General features: G+C 47.5%; 10 protein-coding genes. 5 read left to right on the forward strand and 5 right to left on the reverse strand.

What is annotated here, in order from left to right:
• Positions 1–311: 311 nt before the first annotated feature.
• Entirely contained in the window at positions 312–1,655 is a 1,344-nt protein-coding gene (locus RN22_RS00265; protein WP_046302699.1) for an endonuclease/exonuclease/phosphatase family protein, read from the forward strand.
• 133 nt (positions 1,656–1,788) lie between these two features.
• Here the strand turns inward: RN22_RS00265 and RN22_RS00270 are convergent, their stop codons facing one another.
• The 4 genes from RN22_RS00270 to RN22_RS00285 all read right to left on the reverse strand — a co-directional run bounded on the left by RN22_RS00270 (position 1,789) and on the right by RN22_RS00285 (position 7,323).
• Positions 1,789–2,145 (reverse strand): YibL family ribosome-associated protein, encoded by a 357-nt coding sequence (locus RN22_RS00270; protein WP_002537231.1) that lies wholly within the window; start codon positions 2,143–2,145, stop codon positions 1,789–1,791.
• A 125-nt stretch (positions 2,146–2,270) separates the two neighbouring features.
• Positions 2,271–3,947, reverse strand: a complete 1,677-nt coding sequence (locus RN22_RS00275; RefSeq protein ID WP_046302622.1) for a GMC oxidoreductase — start codon at positions 3,945–3,947, stop codon at positions 2,271–2,273.
• A 239-nt stretch (positions 3,948–4,186) separates the two neighbouring features.
• On the reverse strand, positions 4,187–6,973 hold the full coding sequence (locus RN22_RS00280) for an immune inhibitor A domain-containing protein (protein ID WP_046302623.1): 2,787 nt from the start codon (positions 6,971–6,973) through the stop codon (positions 4,187–4,189).
• A gap of 71 nt (positions 6,974–7,044) precedes the next feature.
• Complete coding sequence (locus RN22_RS00285) at positions 7,045–7,323, reverse strand: hypothetical protein (RefSeq protein ID WP_156168133.1); 279 nt, start codon at positions 7,321–7,323, stop codon at positions 7,045–7,047.
• Positions 7,324–7,606: 283 nt separating this feature from the next.
• Between RN22_RS00285 and hrpA the strand changes: the two genes are divergently transcribed.
• The 4 genes from hrpA to RN22_RS00305 all read left to right on the forward strand — a co-directional run bounded on the left by hrpA (position 7,607) and on the right by RN22_RS00305 (position 14,613).
• The gene (hrpA, locus tag RN22_RS00290; protein WP_046302700.1) at positions 7,607–11,509 is read left to right on the forward strand and encodes an ATP-dependent RNA helicase HrpA; all 3,903 of its coding nucleotides are present in this window, start codon (positions 7,607–7,609) and stop codon (positions 11,507–11,509) included.
• A 339-nt stretch (positions 11,510–11,848) separates the two neighbouring features.
• A complete protein-coding gene (locus RN22_RS00295) occupies positions 11,849–12,460 on the forward strand; it encodes a murein L,D-transpeptidase catalytic domain family protein (RefSeq protein WP_046302625.1) in 612 nt (203 codons plus the stop codon).
• Between the two features lie 176 nt (positions 12,461–12,636).
• Complete coding sequence (locus RN22_RS00300) at positions 12,637–13,494, forward strand: DNA ligase (protein WP_046302626.1); 858 nt, start codon at positions 12,637–12,639, stop codon at positions 13,492–13,494.
• A gap of 114 nt (positions 13,495–13,608) precedes the next feature.
• On the forward strand, positions 13,609–14,613 hold the full coding sequence (locus RN22_RS00305) for a substrate-binding domain-containing protein (RefSeq protein WP_046302627.1): 1,005 nt from the start codon (positions 13,609–13,611) through the stop codon (positions 14,611–14,613).
• A 50-nt stretch (positions 14,614–14,663) separates the two neighbouring features.
• On the opposite strand, the gene RN22_RS00310 is transcribed toward RN22_RS00305, so the two are convergent.
• Positions 14,664–17,495 (reverse strand): FAD-binding and (Fe-S)-binding domain-containing protein, encoded by a 2,832-nt coding sequence (locus tag RN22_RS00310; protein WP_046302628.1) that lies wholly within the window; start codon positions 17,493–17,495, stop codon positions 14,664–14,666.
• Between the last annotated feature and the right edge of the window lie 2 nt (positions 17,496–17,497).

Below are 17,497 nucleotides of genomic sequence, written 5' to 3' on the forward strand. Positions count from 1 at the left end.
TGGATAATAAAATGTTTCAGTTCGCTGACTTTATGCTGTAAATGGCCTTCTGAAACAATTGAAAGATATGTGAGAACGCGATTTTTAATAATGAGAAAGAATTAGTCATCCATATAAGTGGCGGATTGGAATCGTTTTTTCTTATTTTTCTTTCAATAGTTCAACTAACATGAATTGTGAAAATTGAACCAAGGTTAAATATTCATCATCGGTTAATTACTGTGTCAATAACATCAGTTAATTTCGACGGTTGCCCGAGCGCTTATTCAAAAAGGTCGGGCATCACTACCTTAATCAATGAGGAAAAGATGATGAAGGACCTCAAGTTAAAGATTTTGCTATTGCTCTCTTTCCTGATCTTAACAGGATGTATGAACGAGAAAGTCACCATTGCGGCGTTCAATCTCTCATTTGATCGCGCCACTTTTGAGCAACTCCAGAATGAAATGGCAACCTCACAAGAAGAGCAGGATGTGCTTGTTGCTGCGTATGTTGAAGACAAAGATGGGATGAGTGATGAAAACAAAGCGAAAGCGGAGAAAGTGATCCAAATCCGTAACGTCGCAGCAATCATCCAGCAAAACCGACCGGATATCCTGATGATGGGCGAATTCAACAATGAAGGATATGGGCAGGATCTCAGTGCCTTGCATGGCTTTCAGAATAACTACCTGTCAATAGGACAAAGCCTGAACAGTATTGATGGAGGAGACGTACTTAAGCCTATTTCATATCCCATCATAGAAAGCTTTTCTACCAATACCGGCCTGAACAGTGGATTGGATTTAGACAACAATGGCAATGCAGGCCAGTTGCCTGGTGATGCATGGGGCTTCGGTTTTTATCATGGTCAGTATGCGTTTGCTGTTATGTCCAAGTTCGGTATCAAGAAGAACAAGGTAAGAACATTCCAAACCTTCAAATGGAAAGATCTGCCCACTGCGAGTATTCCAACCATTACTAACTGTGACGATGAGAACAACCCAATTCCTGAAGGACTGGCTTGCGGTGACAACTGGTACACCGATGCGGAATGGGAACAAGTAAGATTGTCTTCAAAAAATCATGTTGATCTTCCCTTAGTCATTCCTACGCCCTATGGCAAAGAGATTGTGCACCTTCTGTTGTCACATCCCACACCGCCTGTGTTCGACACCGTGACGCAAAATAACAAGCTACGGAACCGTGATGAAATTCAGTTTTGGATTGATTACATCAATGGCGAGAAGTTTATCTACGACGACAGCGGCAAAAAGGGAGGGTTGAAGAAGAATGTACACTTTGTCGTTATGGGAGATTTAAATGCCGATCCTGAAGCGGGTGATGGTGTTCGAGACACTATCGCTGGGCTGCTTGAACATCCACGAGTCAATCAATCAGCGACAGTGGGGGAGTTTGTACCAACAAGCACTGGCGCTTTAGAGGAAGCAATTGATGCTCCATTTCCTGAACGTGTTACCAGCACCTTTGGACTTCGCGTTGACTATGCGTTTCCGTCTTCAATGCTGAAAGTAGAAGACTCCGGCGTATATTGGCCAGCGAGCGGTGAACCAGGGCGGCTACTGATGAATGACGATCGTGTGGGGCGATTTGGCAACGGCAAAGATATTTCTTCGGATCACCGGATGGTTTGGTACACACTGGAACTGTACTGAACGAGTGATGAATGATGATAAAGCCGGGCGAAAGTCTGGCTTTTCTTTTTTCGATTGGGGCGTGTTTAGCGGGATGAAAGAGGATGAACACGTTGCCACTCTTTTTCAGAAGAATGGCAACGCTTTTGGAAAGTTAGAATTGTTTCGGTGCAAAGCCAGTAACGACTTCCAGTTTCAACTCTTTACCCAGTTTAGTCAGTGGGTGAACGACAACTAGGCCACGAACTGATTTCTTCAGCTTACCCATGTCTGCTTGTTCTTGTTTGGTGATTTCACGGGAGAAAGGCATATCCAACAGTGCCTTACGCTCTTTATTCAGAGTAAAGCTTTGTTTGTGCGTGAGTTGGCTGATTTTCTTATTCAAATCTTCAATGTCGTTGGTGAACTTAGTCACCATCACATCGTCACCACGAGACTTAGCAGCATCAAGTTTGACTTGGCTTTTGTTCAAACGGTTTTTCAGTTGTTGTAGTTCTTGTTTAATGCTCATGGTAATCGACCACTCAGATTGACTTGGGCGCGGAGTGTATCACAGGCAAAGCAAGATGGTAATGACAATTCCAGAAGCGAAATCGGCACCTTTTCGGTGCCGTGCGTTTCCATAAGCGAGGAGGCTCAGAAATCTTCCTGAATCACTCTTTCAATGTTTCTTTCCGCCAGTGCAGCAATGGTGAGTGAAGGATTTGCGCCTCCGGTGTTACCCGGAATCAGTGAACCATCCATCACGTAGAGGCCGGAGTGATTTTTTACCCGCCCAAACAAATCCGTCGCTTTGCCAATTTCCATACCACCAACCGGGTGAGCGCCCGTGAAAATAACATCGTCAAATCCTGGCGCTCCAAGCTTCTGCCAATTAACCCAAGCCATCTTGTTGTTTACTGCACGAACAGCGTTGGTGGCGTCTGCTTCCAGCGTTTTAGGGTAATGCAACACCGCATCGTCTTTTGCGGCGTCGTAATAGAAGTAACCTCGGTTTGTGAAGTCTGCGGTCACTGCCAATGTCATGGAAACCCCAACTTCTGCGATAGCAGCGTTGGCCCAGTTTTCTGCGACAATTGGGCTTTGACCCGTGTTTGTCACGTAAATCGCTGAAGGGGACGGTGAGGCTTGAGGGCCGCCTTGTGGCAGGCCAAACCAAGATTGACGGAAAGCCATCCGGTTTCCGTTGTCGCCCCAGTTCTTACCGACGAAATCGTTCAGCTCCGGAAGTGTTCCTTTCGCTTTCGCACGGACCAGCATTCTTGGGGTGTGATAAGCGCCAGCCGCCATAATGAGTTTGTCGCAGGTGACTGTTTTTGAGTTGATTACCTCACCATACGGGTTGTATTCGACCACGTCTAATTCGTAAATATCGCCGTTCGGCCGAATTTCTCTCACTTCATGATTGTGGTGAACGGTGACATTCCCCGTCGCTTCCGCCATCGGAATGTAGTTTTGATCCAAACTGTTCTTACAACCATTGCTGTTACCGAAGTTCGTTAGGCCAATGGTGCTGGAAGGTAACGAGTGTCCGGTTAATTCGTCTCTTACTGTCCCCCAGTTCCAGTTTCCATCAATTTTGTAGGACCGATAGCCCGCTCTCGCGGCTTCTCTGTCCCAATCCCTGCAGTGTTTAAATGGCAGACTGTTGTATATGTCGTCCGGCATTTGGGAGAAATTGAGCACTGATTTCACCCGTGGGTAATAAGTGTTCACCATGTCGCTGTAAGAAATATCTGAGGGGAACAGGCGTTCAAAGTATGCCCGCTTTGGAACCGCTTTCACGCCGGTGTAAATGACAGATCCGCCACCCACTGCGGTGCCAAGAAGAAGGTCAGAACCGCCTGTATAGTTCTCTCCCGGTCTGTCGATGATATTCAACACGCCACAGAAGTTATCAATGGCCTTTGAATCGATAGCATTGAAGAAAGGAAGTCGGTATGTCAGCGCAGGGAAAGTGGTAGTGGTGCGATGCCAGAACATCCTGCCATCAGCAAACATATCGTGAGCAAAAACTTTCCGTGATGGGCTGAGCGGCCAGCGATTCCCGCGCTCTAACACTGCGGTTTGAATACCTGCTTCCCCAAGGCGAAGTGCACTGACTGCTCCGCCAAACCCACTCCCGATAATTATGACAGGGTAGTGGTAGGAAAGACGTGGTGGCGAATTGAATAGTTCTGGCAATAAAGTTTCGTAATTAAATAGCAGGGGAACGATTGATGCTTGGGTATTGCTGGCGTAAGGCGCTACAGCCGCGGCAACAGATACGCCTAAGGCAGATTTGACGAATTTTCTTCGCGCAGGGTTATTCATTTGTTCTCTCCTTAATACAGAATCCTTGATGAATGCCTAACTGCTTGTGCAATGCAATTAGTTGGTGAGGGACAAAGTACAACTGAGATAAGTCCTGTTAACTAGATGAAGCTAAAGCTCCCGCATATGAGGTTGTGTGGAGGAGTGTCCAGATTAGCATTCATTTTAGGCAGGGTATTTTGCATGTTTAAGAAATAAAGAAAGGAAAAAGCCGGCTTACGCCGGCTTTGATAAGGTTTTTACTTGCCACCCTTTGGAGATTTTTTGACGGTCACTGTCATTTCAGTTCTGTCACTTGCTCCATCGTTATCTGTCACTTTCAATGATGTTTGATAAGTTCTGCGTTTGCGGTACTTATGGAGAATAATGCTGTTTCGAGTATCAAAACTTGTACCGTCACCAAAATCCCAATGGTGCTGTTTGATAAAGCCATCTTTATCGGTGGAGCGGGAAATAAACAACGCCCATTTATGGAATTGAAGGACATCATAGTCAGCTTTCGGTGCCAGATTAATTGAAATGGTTTTGGTGATGGTATGAGTTTGACCAAATTGATCCGTCACGGTCAACGAAACAGTGTAATCCCCACCCTTTGTATAGATATGTACCGGATTGGGCTGGGTTGAAGTATTTCCATCCCCATAATCCCAAAACCATGCGGTGATTGGACCTTCACGGTCAGTAGACTGGTTGATGAAACTAACTTGATAGCCATCAACTTCGAATTCAAAACCTGCTAGGGGTGCAACATCATCCAGTGAAATTTCAATGATACCGAATTGGTTATCTTCAGCTTGCTCAACAACGGAAATCATCAGACCGTATTCTGGAATGTTGCGCCCCGCATCGGGTTGATCGGCATTGGAATAATCATTTCGATCAGAAAAATGAGCGTTGGCATTGAGTGCATCGTCTATCAGAGAGCCAACGTCTTCACCACTGACATCAATACCGGCAAACTGATCCTGTAGGCTGAATGCTGCATCGTGGATTTGGTAGTGTGTTGAAGCAGCATTGCCAGTCTTGCTCCAGGTGACGGCATATTGGTCTGCGTCAACGACACCAAGCCAACCGTAGCCGGGATGTTGTCCGACCCAGTTATCGCTGTATGAGTCATCCGCATACCAGATCACGAGTCCCGGTTCGTACTGCCAGACTTTCCCGTAACGGTTTAGATGTTTAAGCCCTTGATCAACGTCGGCATAGCTGCGCCATTGCAGCATGTAGTAATGGTCGTAAATACCGAAGCCATCATTGAGGGTGTAACCGTTAAGTGAAAATGCGCTTTCACCTTCTGCGTCGTCTGAAAAGAGTGCGCTTCCATCGGCAATTATTTGGATGTTATCAGCGTAAAAACCTTGTTCGATCCACCCACCGTCGGTGATGTATTCAAACGTGAGTGTGACATCTTTACCTGCAAATTGTGAGAGGTCAAAAGTTGCGGGTACCCAGCCGTCGACATTGTCAGGGTGGTCTTTTGAATAACTGTGTACAGCAGGAACCAATCCGGATCCCAGTGGATCTTCATAAGTGGTGATATTCCCGGGAATTGCTTCGCCGTCAATCAAGACTCTGGCAAAGTCGTAGTTGGGTTCAACATCGTAGTGGGAGTCAAATGTCAAAACGATGCTTGCTGCATCAGGCAGTGATATATCTGCTGACATGCTGGTGTGAAGGTCATCCCCTTTGCCGGAATAGTACTGGTACTGTCCCTGCTTTGGAGGGATTTCCGGAATGCGTTTTCCCGGTAGGTTGATGCGAATATGATTAGTGCCGTCGTTATTTTCTGTGGTTTCTGCCAATCGAACCGTTTTCGTGTTTCCTGCCAAATCCTCTAACGAATAGGTTTCCGGTGATAACCAGCGCCCACCCATTTTGGCAAACAGGAACTCTTTTGCCCAGGCGCTGAATGCTACGGGTTCTGAGCCGGGAATTTTTCCAGCCCAAGAACCGGAAGACATAATTGACCATGCGGAAACTGGCTCTCCACGCCCTGAATATCGTGTGTCATATTCGTCGGGCAATCCCAGGTCATGGGCATACTCGTGCGCTGTTACTCCTGCTGCGGCATCAATCGGCTGCATAGTGTAATCGTAGGCTGCGTATTTGCCATTCCAGTAACCCAAACCGCTGTCAGTTCCTTCAAGTTCATAAACGGAAGAAAGGCTCCAACGGTGTGACCAAATTGCATCAGTGCCAATAGCTCCGCCGCCAGCTTCCTCGCCAACAGATGAATGGAAGATCATGAGATGATCTATTAAGCCATCCGGTTCGAAGAAGTCACCGTCGCCATCCTGGTCATATCGGTCTTCTTTATCGAAATCTGCCAGATTAATGGAAGGGTCTTTCGCGAGCGCATCCAGTGCTTCCATCACTAACGCTCTTGCGTTGATATCGCTGCCACCAGAATCAGTTCGAGCACCGTAGAAAGCCGCTGGATTTTTAGCGCGATACCAACCTGCGACCAAGCCATCAACGCTATAAGAGCCTCCAGATTCTTTTTCGTAATAAGCTTTCATGGTGATGAGAGGATTTCCGTCTGGCCCTTCATAAGAGTCGCCAAACAGTAGATTCTGATAATGCGATGCCGGATAGCTCTCGTAGTACATATCCGTTAAATCTGGCGTTAGCTGGTTATCGTCAAAGGGAAGATCAGGAAAATCAATCAGGATGCCGAGCACTTTATCCGTACGTTGACTAGTAGCAAGTAGTGAGAAAAGGGCACGCTTATTCTGATCTGGAGCACTAAGCGACTCTTTGCGAGCTAATACATCGTGCTTGAGCTCTAAAGACTTTTTGGAGAAGACACCATCGTCTTTGGGCTCGGAACGGTTAAGGTATTCGGAGAGGGCTCTTTCTATTTCGTTTTTTGTTGAGTGGTTGTTGATGACTCCAGTTCTACGAAGGTACTCAATGATTTTCTCTTCATTGACGATAGCCTGATCGCTCGGTGTTTGCCCATGAGCCTGATAAGCTATCGCGATGGAGACTAACAGGAGCAGGGAGGTAGCTTTGACGTTGTTCATAAGGTGAAGATCCTTCTCTTTGGTTATGTTGTCGTATCTCTTTGCTTTGTATCGAGAGCCATTTGGGGCACTCAATTCGTTTTATCCTTTGGCAGGGTCTTTTTGTGGTGTGGAGGCTTAGGCTGATTGGGTTCTTTAGGAAATTGTCCGAGGTATTTTCTGAGTTGGTGTTGGATCTCTTCTTCACTCATGTCCTTGGTGATAATGCCTTTTTCTTTCAATGAATTGATAATCATTTGGTCGTTGGCCGGCATGGCAATTGAAAGACGCGGAGTGGTGACGGGTGCAATGAATACGGTAATCAGCACTAAAGCAATCCAAAGTGATCGATGAAGTAACGCTGAAATCATGAAGAGCCCAGAAAAACATATTGTATGCATTTATAAATAGGCGCAATTAAGGGCAGGGAATGAATAGGAAATGAGAAACGGGATCCTCTGTGGAAAATAAACAGAGATTGGGATTATCAATAAAAGTAAGTAGCCAGAAATTTGGAAGAAAGATTGAAGATCGAGCTTGCTGCGTGTTGTGGTAGAATCTTCGCAATTTTTCAAACGGTACTGAGCCTTATCGAGTCTTACGCTCGTATCGTGAGTGGATTTTCTTCAAAACAGCATTTCTTTGGATATCGATTTGACCGCTTCAATCCATCAAAACAACGCTAAAACGCTTTTCGCTGCGCTTGATGATTGCATGCTGAAAGACAAGTTCCGTCTCAGCAAACGCATCAAGGGAGCACAACGCATTAAGAAAGACGAAGCCCGTCAGGCTGTCTTCGATGAGATCGCGCTGGACATCGCTAAGTCGATGCAAGTGCGCATGCAACGCTTGGCTAATAAGCCAAACATTACTTTCCCTGAGCAACTGCCAGTCAGTCAGAAAAAAGACGACATTGCAGAGGCGATTGCCAACAATCAGGTGGTGATTGTCGCTGGTGAAACCGGTTCAGGTAAAACCACGCAGTTGCCTAAAATCTGCATGGAACTGGGACTTGGTGTATCAGGCGTCATTGGCCACACTCAACCCCGCCGTCTGGCTGCACGTTCAGTAGCAACCCGCATTGCCGAAGAACTGGAAACTGAACTGGGTAAAACGGTCGGTTACAAGGTTCGATTCAACGACCAGGTGTCGGAAGAGTCCCGTGTGAAGCTGATGACGGACGGTATTCTGCTGGCGGAAATCCAGCATGACCGTTTTCTGAATCAGTATGACTGCATCATCATTGATGAAGCGCACGAACGCAGTCTGAACATTGACTTCATCCTTGGCTACCTGAAACAGCTTCTACCAAAGCGTCCAGACCTCAAACTGATCATCACATCAGCGACTATCGACCCTGAACGTTTTTCTAACCACTTCCGTGGCGCGCCGATTATCGAGGTCTCTGGCCGTACCTATCCTGTGGAAGTGCGCTACCGTCCTCTGGTTGAAGACAGTGAAGATACTGATCGTGACCAGCTTCAGGCGATTTTTGATGCAGTCGATGAACTGCACGACGAAGGGCCGGGCGATATTCTGATTTTCATGAACGGTGAGCGTGAAATCCGTGATACTGCTGACGCGCTGAATAAACGCAATCTGCGTGATTGCGAGATTTTGCCGCTCTATGCACGTCTGTCATCGGCAGAGCAAAACCGCGTGTTCCAATCTCACTCTGGTCGACGCATTGTCCTGGCAACCAACGTTGCGGAAACCTCGCTGACAGTGCCAGGTATCAAATACGTGATTGACCCGGGTACGGCGCGTATTTCGCGTTACAGCTACCGTACCAAGGTTCAGCGTCTGCCAATCGAGCCCGTTTCCCAGGCGAGCGCGAACCAGCGTAAAGGTCGCTGTGGTCGTGTGTCTGACGGTATCTGTATTCGCTTATACTCAGAAGAAGATTTCCTGTCGCGTCCCGAGTTTACCGATCCGGAAATTCTGCGTACCAATCTGGCGTCCGTTATTCTTCAAATGACGGCCATTGGCCTGGGTGACATTTCTGCCTTCCCATTCGTTCAGCCGCCTGATAGCCGCAACATTTCTGATGGTGTTCGGTTGCTTGAAGAACTTGGTGCGCTGAAAGAAGGTAAAAAAGGCGATGACCACAAACGTCTGACCGAAACGGGGCGTAATCTGGCGCGTTTACCAATCGACCCGCGTTTGGCGCGTATGGTACTGGAATCAGCCCGTCTTGGCTCATTGCATGAAGTCATGGTGATTGCGTCTGCGCTGTCGATTCAGGATCCGCGTGAGCGTCCATCTGATAAACAGCAGCAGTCTGATGAAAAGCATCGCCGCTTTAATGATAAAGAATCAGATTTCCTCGCTTATGTGAATCTTTGGGAACATATCAAAGAGCAGCAAAAGGCGCTGTCTGGAAACCAATTCCGCAAGCAGTGTAAGAAAGACTATCTGAATTACCTTCGTGTTCGTGAGTGGCAGGATGTTCATTACCAAATTCGCCAGGTGGTGAATGAGTTGGGCTTTAAGATTAATCAGGAACCGTCTGATTATCAGTCCATTCATATGTCGTTGCTGGCTGGCTTGCTCTCGCATATTGGTTTGAAAGATCAGGAGAAGAACGAATATCAGGGTGCGCGTAATGCCCGTTTCAATATCTTCCCGGGATCAGGCATCTTCAAGAAGCAGCCGAAGTGGGTGATGGTGGCCGAGCTGGTTGAAACCTCTAAGCTTTGGGGTCGTGTTGCCGCCAAGATCCAGCCGGAATGGGTAGAGCCGCTAGCGAAACATCTTATCAAGCGCAGCTACTCCGAACCGCACTGGGAGAAGAAGCAGGCTGCGGTATTCGCGTTCGAGAAAGTCATGCTCTACGGCATTCCTATCGTTCCAAAACGTAAGGTCAATTACGGCAGCATCGATTCGGTGGTCAGCCGTGAGATCTTTATCCGCTCCGCACTGGTAGAAGGGGACTGGGATACCAAACACAAGTTCTTCCATCAGAACCGTAAAATGCTGGCGGAAGTCGAGGAGCTTGAGAAGAAATCACGTCGCCGCGATATTCTGGTTGATGATGACACGCTCTATGAGTTCTACGATCAGCGTATCGAACATACCGTAGTTTCCGGTCGTCATTTCGACAGCTGGTGGAAGAAAGCCAGCCGTGATGAACCAGAAAAGCTGAACTTCGAAAAAGCCATGCTGCTGGCAGGCGATGCCAGCCATGTGACTGAGCTGGATTACCCGAACTTCTGGCATCAGGGCAATCTGAAGCTCAAGTTAAGCTATCAGTTTGAACCTGGTGAAGACCACGATGGTGTGACGGTTCACATTCCGCTGCCGGTGTTGAACCAGATTGAACCTGAAGGGTTTGATTGGCAAATCCCGGGATTACGCCACGAGCTGATTGTAGCGCTTATTAAATCGCTACCAAAAACGTTACGTCGTAACTTTGTGCCGGCACCAAACTATGCGTCTGCATTCCTGCAGCGTGTTACGCCAATGGAAATGCCCTTGTTGGATGCGTTGGAGAAAGAGCTCAAACGTATGACTGGCGTGACCGTGCTTCGTGAAAACTGGCAGTTGGACCAGTTGCCTGAGCATTTGAAGATCACTTATCGCGCGGTGGACCATAAGAATCGCAAGCTGAACGAAAGCTACGATTTGTATGAGTTGAAAGATGGCTTGAAAGAGAAGGTTCAGGAAACCTTGTCTCAGGTTGCGGATGACGATATCGAGCAACAAGGGCTGACCACCTGGAGTTTTGGTACGTTGCCGAAAATGTATCAGCAAAAACGCGGTGGCTTTGAGGTAAAAGCTTTCCCGGCGATTGTTGATAACAAAGATTCGGTGGGCATTAAGCTTTACGAAACCGAAGAAGAGCAGCGTCAGGCGATGCAACAAGGTCAGCGTCGTCTGATCCTCCTGAACGTACCATCGCCAATCAAATACCTGCACGACAACTTGCCGAACAAGTCCAAACTCGGTTTGTACTTCAACCCTTACGGTCGTGTGCTGGATTTGATTGATGATTGCATTGCCTGTGGTGTTGATAAGCTGATTGAGTCGCAGGGCGGTTTGAAGTGGCAGCCTGAAGAGTTTGAAGCGCTGAAGGAATATGTTCGTGCAGAGCTGGGTGACACCGTGGTGGAAATCGCCAAACAGGTCGAACAGATCCTGACGACGGCATTCAGCATCAACAAGAAGCTGAAAGGTAAAATCGACTTCACCATGGCATTCGCCCTGTCGGATATCAAAGCTCAGGTTGAAAGCTTGATCTTTAAAGGGTTTGCGACGGAATGCGGCTGGAAGCGTTTGCCGGATATTCAGCGTTACCTGAATGCAGTGGAGCGTCGTCTGGAGAAACTGCCGATTGATCCTAATAAGGATCGTCTGCACATCCTCAAGATTGAATCTGTCACTAACGACTACAAAGAGCTGCTGAATAAAATCCCGAAAGGGCAGCGTGTTCCTGAGTCAGTGAAGGAAATCCGCTGGATGATTGAAGAACTTCGTGTCAGCTACTTCGCCCAGCAACTTGGTACGCCTTATCCGATTTCAGATAAGCGAATCAAGAACGCTATAGACGCTATCTAGCTCTGCTTTACAGTCATGCTTCATCTTAGAAGCACTTATCTATAAAAATAGAAAGCCAGCGTTGTCGCTGGCTTTCTCACCTTTTGCCGCTATGGCAACATTCCTTCATACAGGTGATGACAAACGGCAAGCATATGCCTTTCTCACCGACCACATGCAGGTTACGCACGAAAGGAAAAATGCGCAGCTTGTAAACTAAAAAAGCTAACTTACTGAAAAAATATAATTAATCGTTTCAGATAAGGCTCTGGCACGAATTTTGGTATGACATAAATGGGATTAGCCGATTTGCATTGCTCGGCACGCATTTTTAATCACATACCATTTACGGGGAATGTTATGTTTAAGGCGTTGAAAGCGACTTTTGCGCTCATTTTATTACTGTTTTCTGCGAACGTATTCGCAGCCATTCTGCCAGATGCACAGTCTATGTATCGGCAACTTAGCCTCTCTGACGAGGTATCGTTCGACAAATTCCAGAAAGCCTACAATCACTTCCGCACACACAGAACAGGAAAATCTGTTTTCACTCTCATTGACTACGGCAAACCTTCTTCAGAAAAACGTTTTTGGGTCGTTGATGCAGAAAAACGCAAAGTGCTGTTCGCTTCTTATGTCTCTCATGGCAAAAACAGCGGCTCGCTCTACGCGAAGAAGTTTTCTAACGTGGTTAACTCGCGTCAAACTTCTATCGGCGTGTTCCGCGCTGCGGAGACTTACTACGGGAAACACGGTTACTCATTGCGTCTCGACGGTTTGTCTAAAGGTGTGAACGACAACGCGCGTCGCAGAGCGATAGTGATTCATGGTGCGGCATATGCTCATCCAAATGTCATTGCGAAAACAGGTCAGCTGGGTCGTAGTTGGGGTTGTCCGGCGCTGCCGAATTACTTGTCGAAGAAAGTGATTAATACCATCAAGAACGGGACTTATATTTACGCTTTTGCTTGATGTTCAAATACGAATTTAATGGCGGCGCATTCAGACGAATGCGCCGTTTTTTTGTTTGTGCCTGCAACAACAGAATGAGATTTTGACGAGACATCTCAAATCGCTTATTCAAACTGGTATTCGAGTGAACGGGAGGAAAAATGGATTCAACCTCTTGAAATTATTGTGTCGATGCCATGAAACCTGCTCCATTGCTATTAGCCATCAGTTTAGGTCTGGCAACCAGCCAGCATGTCCATGCCACTACTTGCTTGCACTACAAACCACAACTCGCGATCCCGTTTGAAGAGTCTGAAATCAGTCACTGGGAAAACTATGTCTTTAGTGAAAAACTCGATGGTATTCGAGCTTACTGGAGCGGCCAGTACCTTTTTACACGACAAGGCAAACTAATATACGCACCGAAATGGTTTATTGATGCGCTACCCGAAATACCACTAGAAGGAGAGCTATGGATAGGCCGAAACCGCTTTGAAGAAACGATGGCAGCGGTGATGGATGGCAAGCCTGATGACAAAGAGTGGAAGAAGGTGAAATTTATGGTCTTCGACCTTCCTGCCAGCCTTGATAGCTTTGATGTTCGCTACAAGCAGTTTAAGAGCATGGCGCAAGGACTAAACATTTCTCATCTTGATTTTGTTGAACACAAACCTGTTGAAAGCAAAGCATCTCTGTTGGCATTACTTGAGACAATCAATGATGCAGGCGGTGAAGGTTTGATGCTCAGAAAGCTAAGCGGTGTCTATCAGGCCGGGCGCTCGGCAAATGTCATCAAAATGAAAGTGGCTGATGATGCCGAAGCTGAGGTGATTGGGTATGTGGATGGCAAAGGAAAGCATGAAGGCCGGATGGGGGCATTAGTAGTGAGGATGCCCAATGGTAAGGAATTTAAAATCGGCACCGGCTTTTCTGATTTTCAACGGGAAAACCCACCAGAGCTTGGCGAGCTGGTAACATACCGCCACAATGGTTTCACCAAAAATGGCATTCCAAAGTTCGCACGTTTTATGAGAGTAGATGCCAGTAAGCAATAACCTTTATTCGCCGGATATAGAGTTAATGTTATGGGTCACACTTTGCATATTCCTATTGGCGAATAACTGAATCGTCTCAAAAACTTATTGGAAGAGTGTTTTGAGGAGATTGCTATGGGAAAGAATCGTCGTCCTACAATGAGTGACGTGGCCGAGCGCGTTGGTGTCACCAAAATGACAGTCAGTCGCTACCTCAAACATCCACACAAAGTCGCCAAGAAAACAGGCGAGAAAATCCAGATTGCCCTCGATGATTTAGGCTACATCCCAAACCGGGTTCCCGATATTCTTTCCAACCGCAGCAGTAAAACGCTTGGCGTCATCCTTCCTTCTCTTCGTCATCCTGTTTTCCAGCAAGTGATCGCAGGTATAGAAGCCATTACAGAAGAAAACGGTTACCAACTGATGCTGGCTCATGGCGGCTATGAGGCAGAGATTGAACAGCAACGTATTGAGTCCTTGCTTTCGTTCAATGTGGACGGGTTGATCTTGGCTGACAACGATCATACCGAGAAATCACTGAAGATGATTCACACCGCGGGTATCCCTTATATCGAAATCATGGGCGCGACGGAAACTGAAACAGCCCAAAGCGTTGGAATCGATAACGAACTGGCGGCATTTTCTATGGTCACCCTGATGATTGAGCGCGGCTTCGAACACATTGTTTGTCTTAATGTGAAAAAGGGGATCCGAACCTCAAGCAAGCTTCAAGGTTATGTCGACGCGATGGAAGACGCCGGACTGACGCCAAGGAGTATTACCGCCAAGGCGGAATCCTCAATATCCTTGGCCCGTAAAATGACGACCAAGGTATTGGATCGCTACCCGGATACCGATGCTTTCTTCTGCACAGATGATGAACTTGCGGCTGGCGTATTGATTGAGTGCCAAAATCAGGGATTGTCGGTTCCAGAGCAAATTGGCATTGCCGGTATTCATGCACTTGATATCGGGCAGTCTATGATGCCGAAATTAGCCAGTGTGGTGACACCAGACCGTGAAATCGGTGAAAGAGCAGTACTGTCCTTACTCAGCCAGATTAATGGCACTGAATGGTGCTCAGAGCCTTTAGAGTTTGAAATCGATGAAGGGGACAGTTTGGCAGTCTCTTCTTAAAAATAAAAAGCCCTTTGCGTTATCTACGAAAAGGGCAGTCTTGGTGCTATCTAACCACGTGGGCGTGAAACTTCATCCAACAGGTAAAGAATGCTTCGATAAGGGATACCACTGTGATGGGTTAATCCAATCTCACACGTTCTACTGTTGCTGAATCCCCGCGTACAACCATCTGGTATCTGAGCTTTGAGCGGTGAAAGGGCAGACTCATTGAGTTCTGGCGTGAAAAAGCCTTTGTCTCCAGCAAAGCCACAACACTCTATATGTTCCGGAACAATCACTTCCTTTGCACACGCTTTAGTGGCTTTCAGCAAGGTATCTGCTAATCCCATACGTCTCGAACTGCAGGTGATATGAAGCATCACGGTTTCATCCAGTGGCTTGATATCCAGCTCATCAATCAGATGCTCCATAATAAAGCCTGCCGGCTCCATGATATTCATGGCTTGGGAAAAGTGTTCCTTACTGAGTTTGGTACAAGGGCTGGTGTCCATCAGCACTGGGATTTTTCCGTGCTGGCTGGCATGCCAAAGCGTGGCTTGAAGCTCCTCACTTTTGTTCTTGGCAATAGAATTCATGCCTTTGCTGTCATAGGGCATACCACAGCAAAGTGATTTGAGCGTGTTTGGTGTGATGACCTGATATCCCGCACGCTCAAGAAGTGACAAAGTCACCTCAGTCAATGAGCGTTTGTCATCACTGGTCACTTCATTGCCCATATTGCGTGAGGCACAGGAAGGGAAGTAAACGACTTTTTTCTCTTTAGCGATGGCAGATGGCTCGACCGGGGCACTATTCGCAACAGGAAAGCTCTCATGCCAGCTTGGGGTTCTGCCTTTGGTCAGTTTACGAAGTCCATTGATGGTCGAGCCGAGCGCTTTTTGGCCCAGCATTTTCTGCATCACCTTATTGGTGCTTAGACCGAATCGCGTCATTGCCGTGACTGCGGAGAAATGATCTGCCGTCCAGGTCGCAATCGGCGTGAAGCGTTTGTACTTTTCTGTGCGTACTTTCTTGATGAGATCGCCCGTGTTGATGCCGACAGGGCAGCGGTCAGCACATAACCCCGTTGCTGCGCAGGTATCTACCCCCAAGTAGTCGAATGCCTTTTGAAGCTCTGCGTGTCTCTCTGTGTTGCCTTCGCGTTCGAGACGGCTCAACTCGCGATAAATAACGATACGTTGACGAGGTGACAGCGAAAGGGCTCTCGAAGGGCACACAGACTCACAGAAGCCACATTCGATACAGCGATCAACGAGGACGTCGGCTTTCGGCATAGGCTTTAGGTTTTTAACGTGCGCATTCGGGTCTTCATTGATGATCACGCCGGGGTTAAGCAGCCCTTTGGGATCGAACAAGGTTTTGATGCGCTGCATCAGTGAATAGGCATCAGCTCCCCATTCCAGTTCGACATAAGGTGCCATGTTGCGACCTGTACCATGCTCTGCTTTCAAAGAACCGCCATATTTAACCGCAACGAGCTTTGCCACGTCGTCCATGAACTGACCGTAGCGCTCAACTTCTTCTGCGCTATCAAACCCCTGTGTGAAGACAAAGTGCAGGTTACCCTCTAACGCATGGCCGAAGATGATAGCTTCGTGGTAATCGTATTGGGTAAACATCGCCTGAAGCTCTCGCACGCCTGATGCCAAGCGTTCAACAGGAAAGGCGACATCTTCAATAATGACAGTGGTACCCGCTTCGCGAACAGCGCCGACGGCAGGGAACATGCCTTTACGAATGCCCCAAAGTGTCGCGACGGTGTGAGCGTTTGAGGTGAATGCGACTTGATGTGGTACTTCATATTGCGCGATGGACGAGAGAATAGCGTCGCACTGTTGGTCGAGTGTTTCCTGATCCGCGGCGCGGGACTCCACCAGCAAAGCACAATGTTCGAGCGTCAGTGACGGCAGAAAATCTGGCATGCCGGGTTTGTCAGCCACGGAACGCAATGCACGTCCATCCATCATTTCTACCGAGGAAACTGGCGTTTTAGAAAGCGCAGTAACAGCGTTGGAAGCGGTTTCGATATCGTTAAACACCAACAAGGTTGATGCTTTATTTGGGTGCTCTATCACTGTGTGGTAAGTGATCTCAGCAATAAAGCCCAATGTGCCTTCAGAGCCGACCATCAAGTGCGTCAGTACATCGATAGGGTCAGAGAAATCAATCAAGGCGTTGAGTGCGTAACCGGTGGTGTTTTTTAAGCGGTATTTATGAGCGATGCGGGACTTCAACTCGTGATTCGCGTTCACGTCATCACAGAGTGACTGAATACCTTCAATCAGAAGCTGGTGGCTTTGTTTAAATTGGTCGACAGATTGGCTATTTGCGGTATCGAGAAGGGATCCATCGTGGAAAACGATCTTCATCGACTCGACGGTTTTATAGGTGTTCTGTGCAGTACCACAGCACATGCCACTGGCGTTGTTCGCCGCAATACCACCGATTTTGCAACTATTGATAGAGGCAGGATCCGGCCCAATCTTTCGGTCAAAAGGGGCGAGATAGCGGTTGGCATCTGCACCGATCACACCTGGCTGTAGCCGGATTTTCTCACCGTCTTCGAGAATGGTGTGGTTACGCCAGTTATCTGTAAGTGTGATTAACACCGAATCTGACACCGCTTGACCGGAAAGGCTGGTGCCTGCCGCGCGGAAGGTGAACGGAACATTCAGTTCGCCACAGGTTTGAATGATGAAAATCACATCCTCTAAATCATCCGCCTGCGCGACAATTTTAGGGATTAAACGATAGAAGCTGGCATCCGTACCATAAGCCAAACGACGGGTTTCATCCGTGATGAGGCGTTGTAGTGGAATCCTTTGTTGCAGCGCTTCATGAAGGGTATTGTAGATTGAGTCAGCCAATGTTTGGCTCATGG

This window comes from Grimontia sp. AD028, assembly GCF_000973155.1.
Lineage (GTDB): Bacteria > Pseudomonadota > Gammaproteobacteria > Enterobacterales > Vibrionaceae > Enterovibrio > Enterovibrio indicus.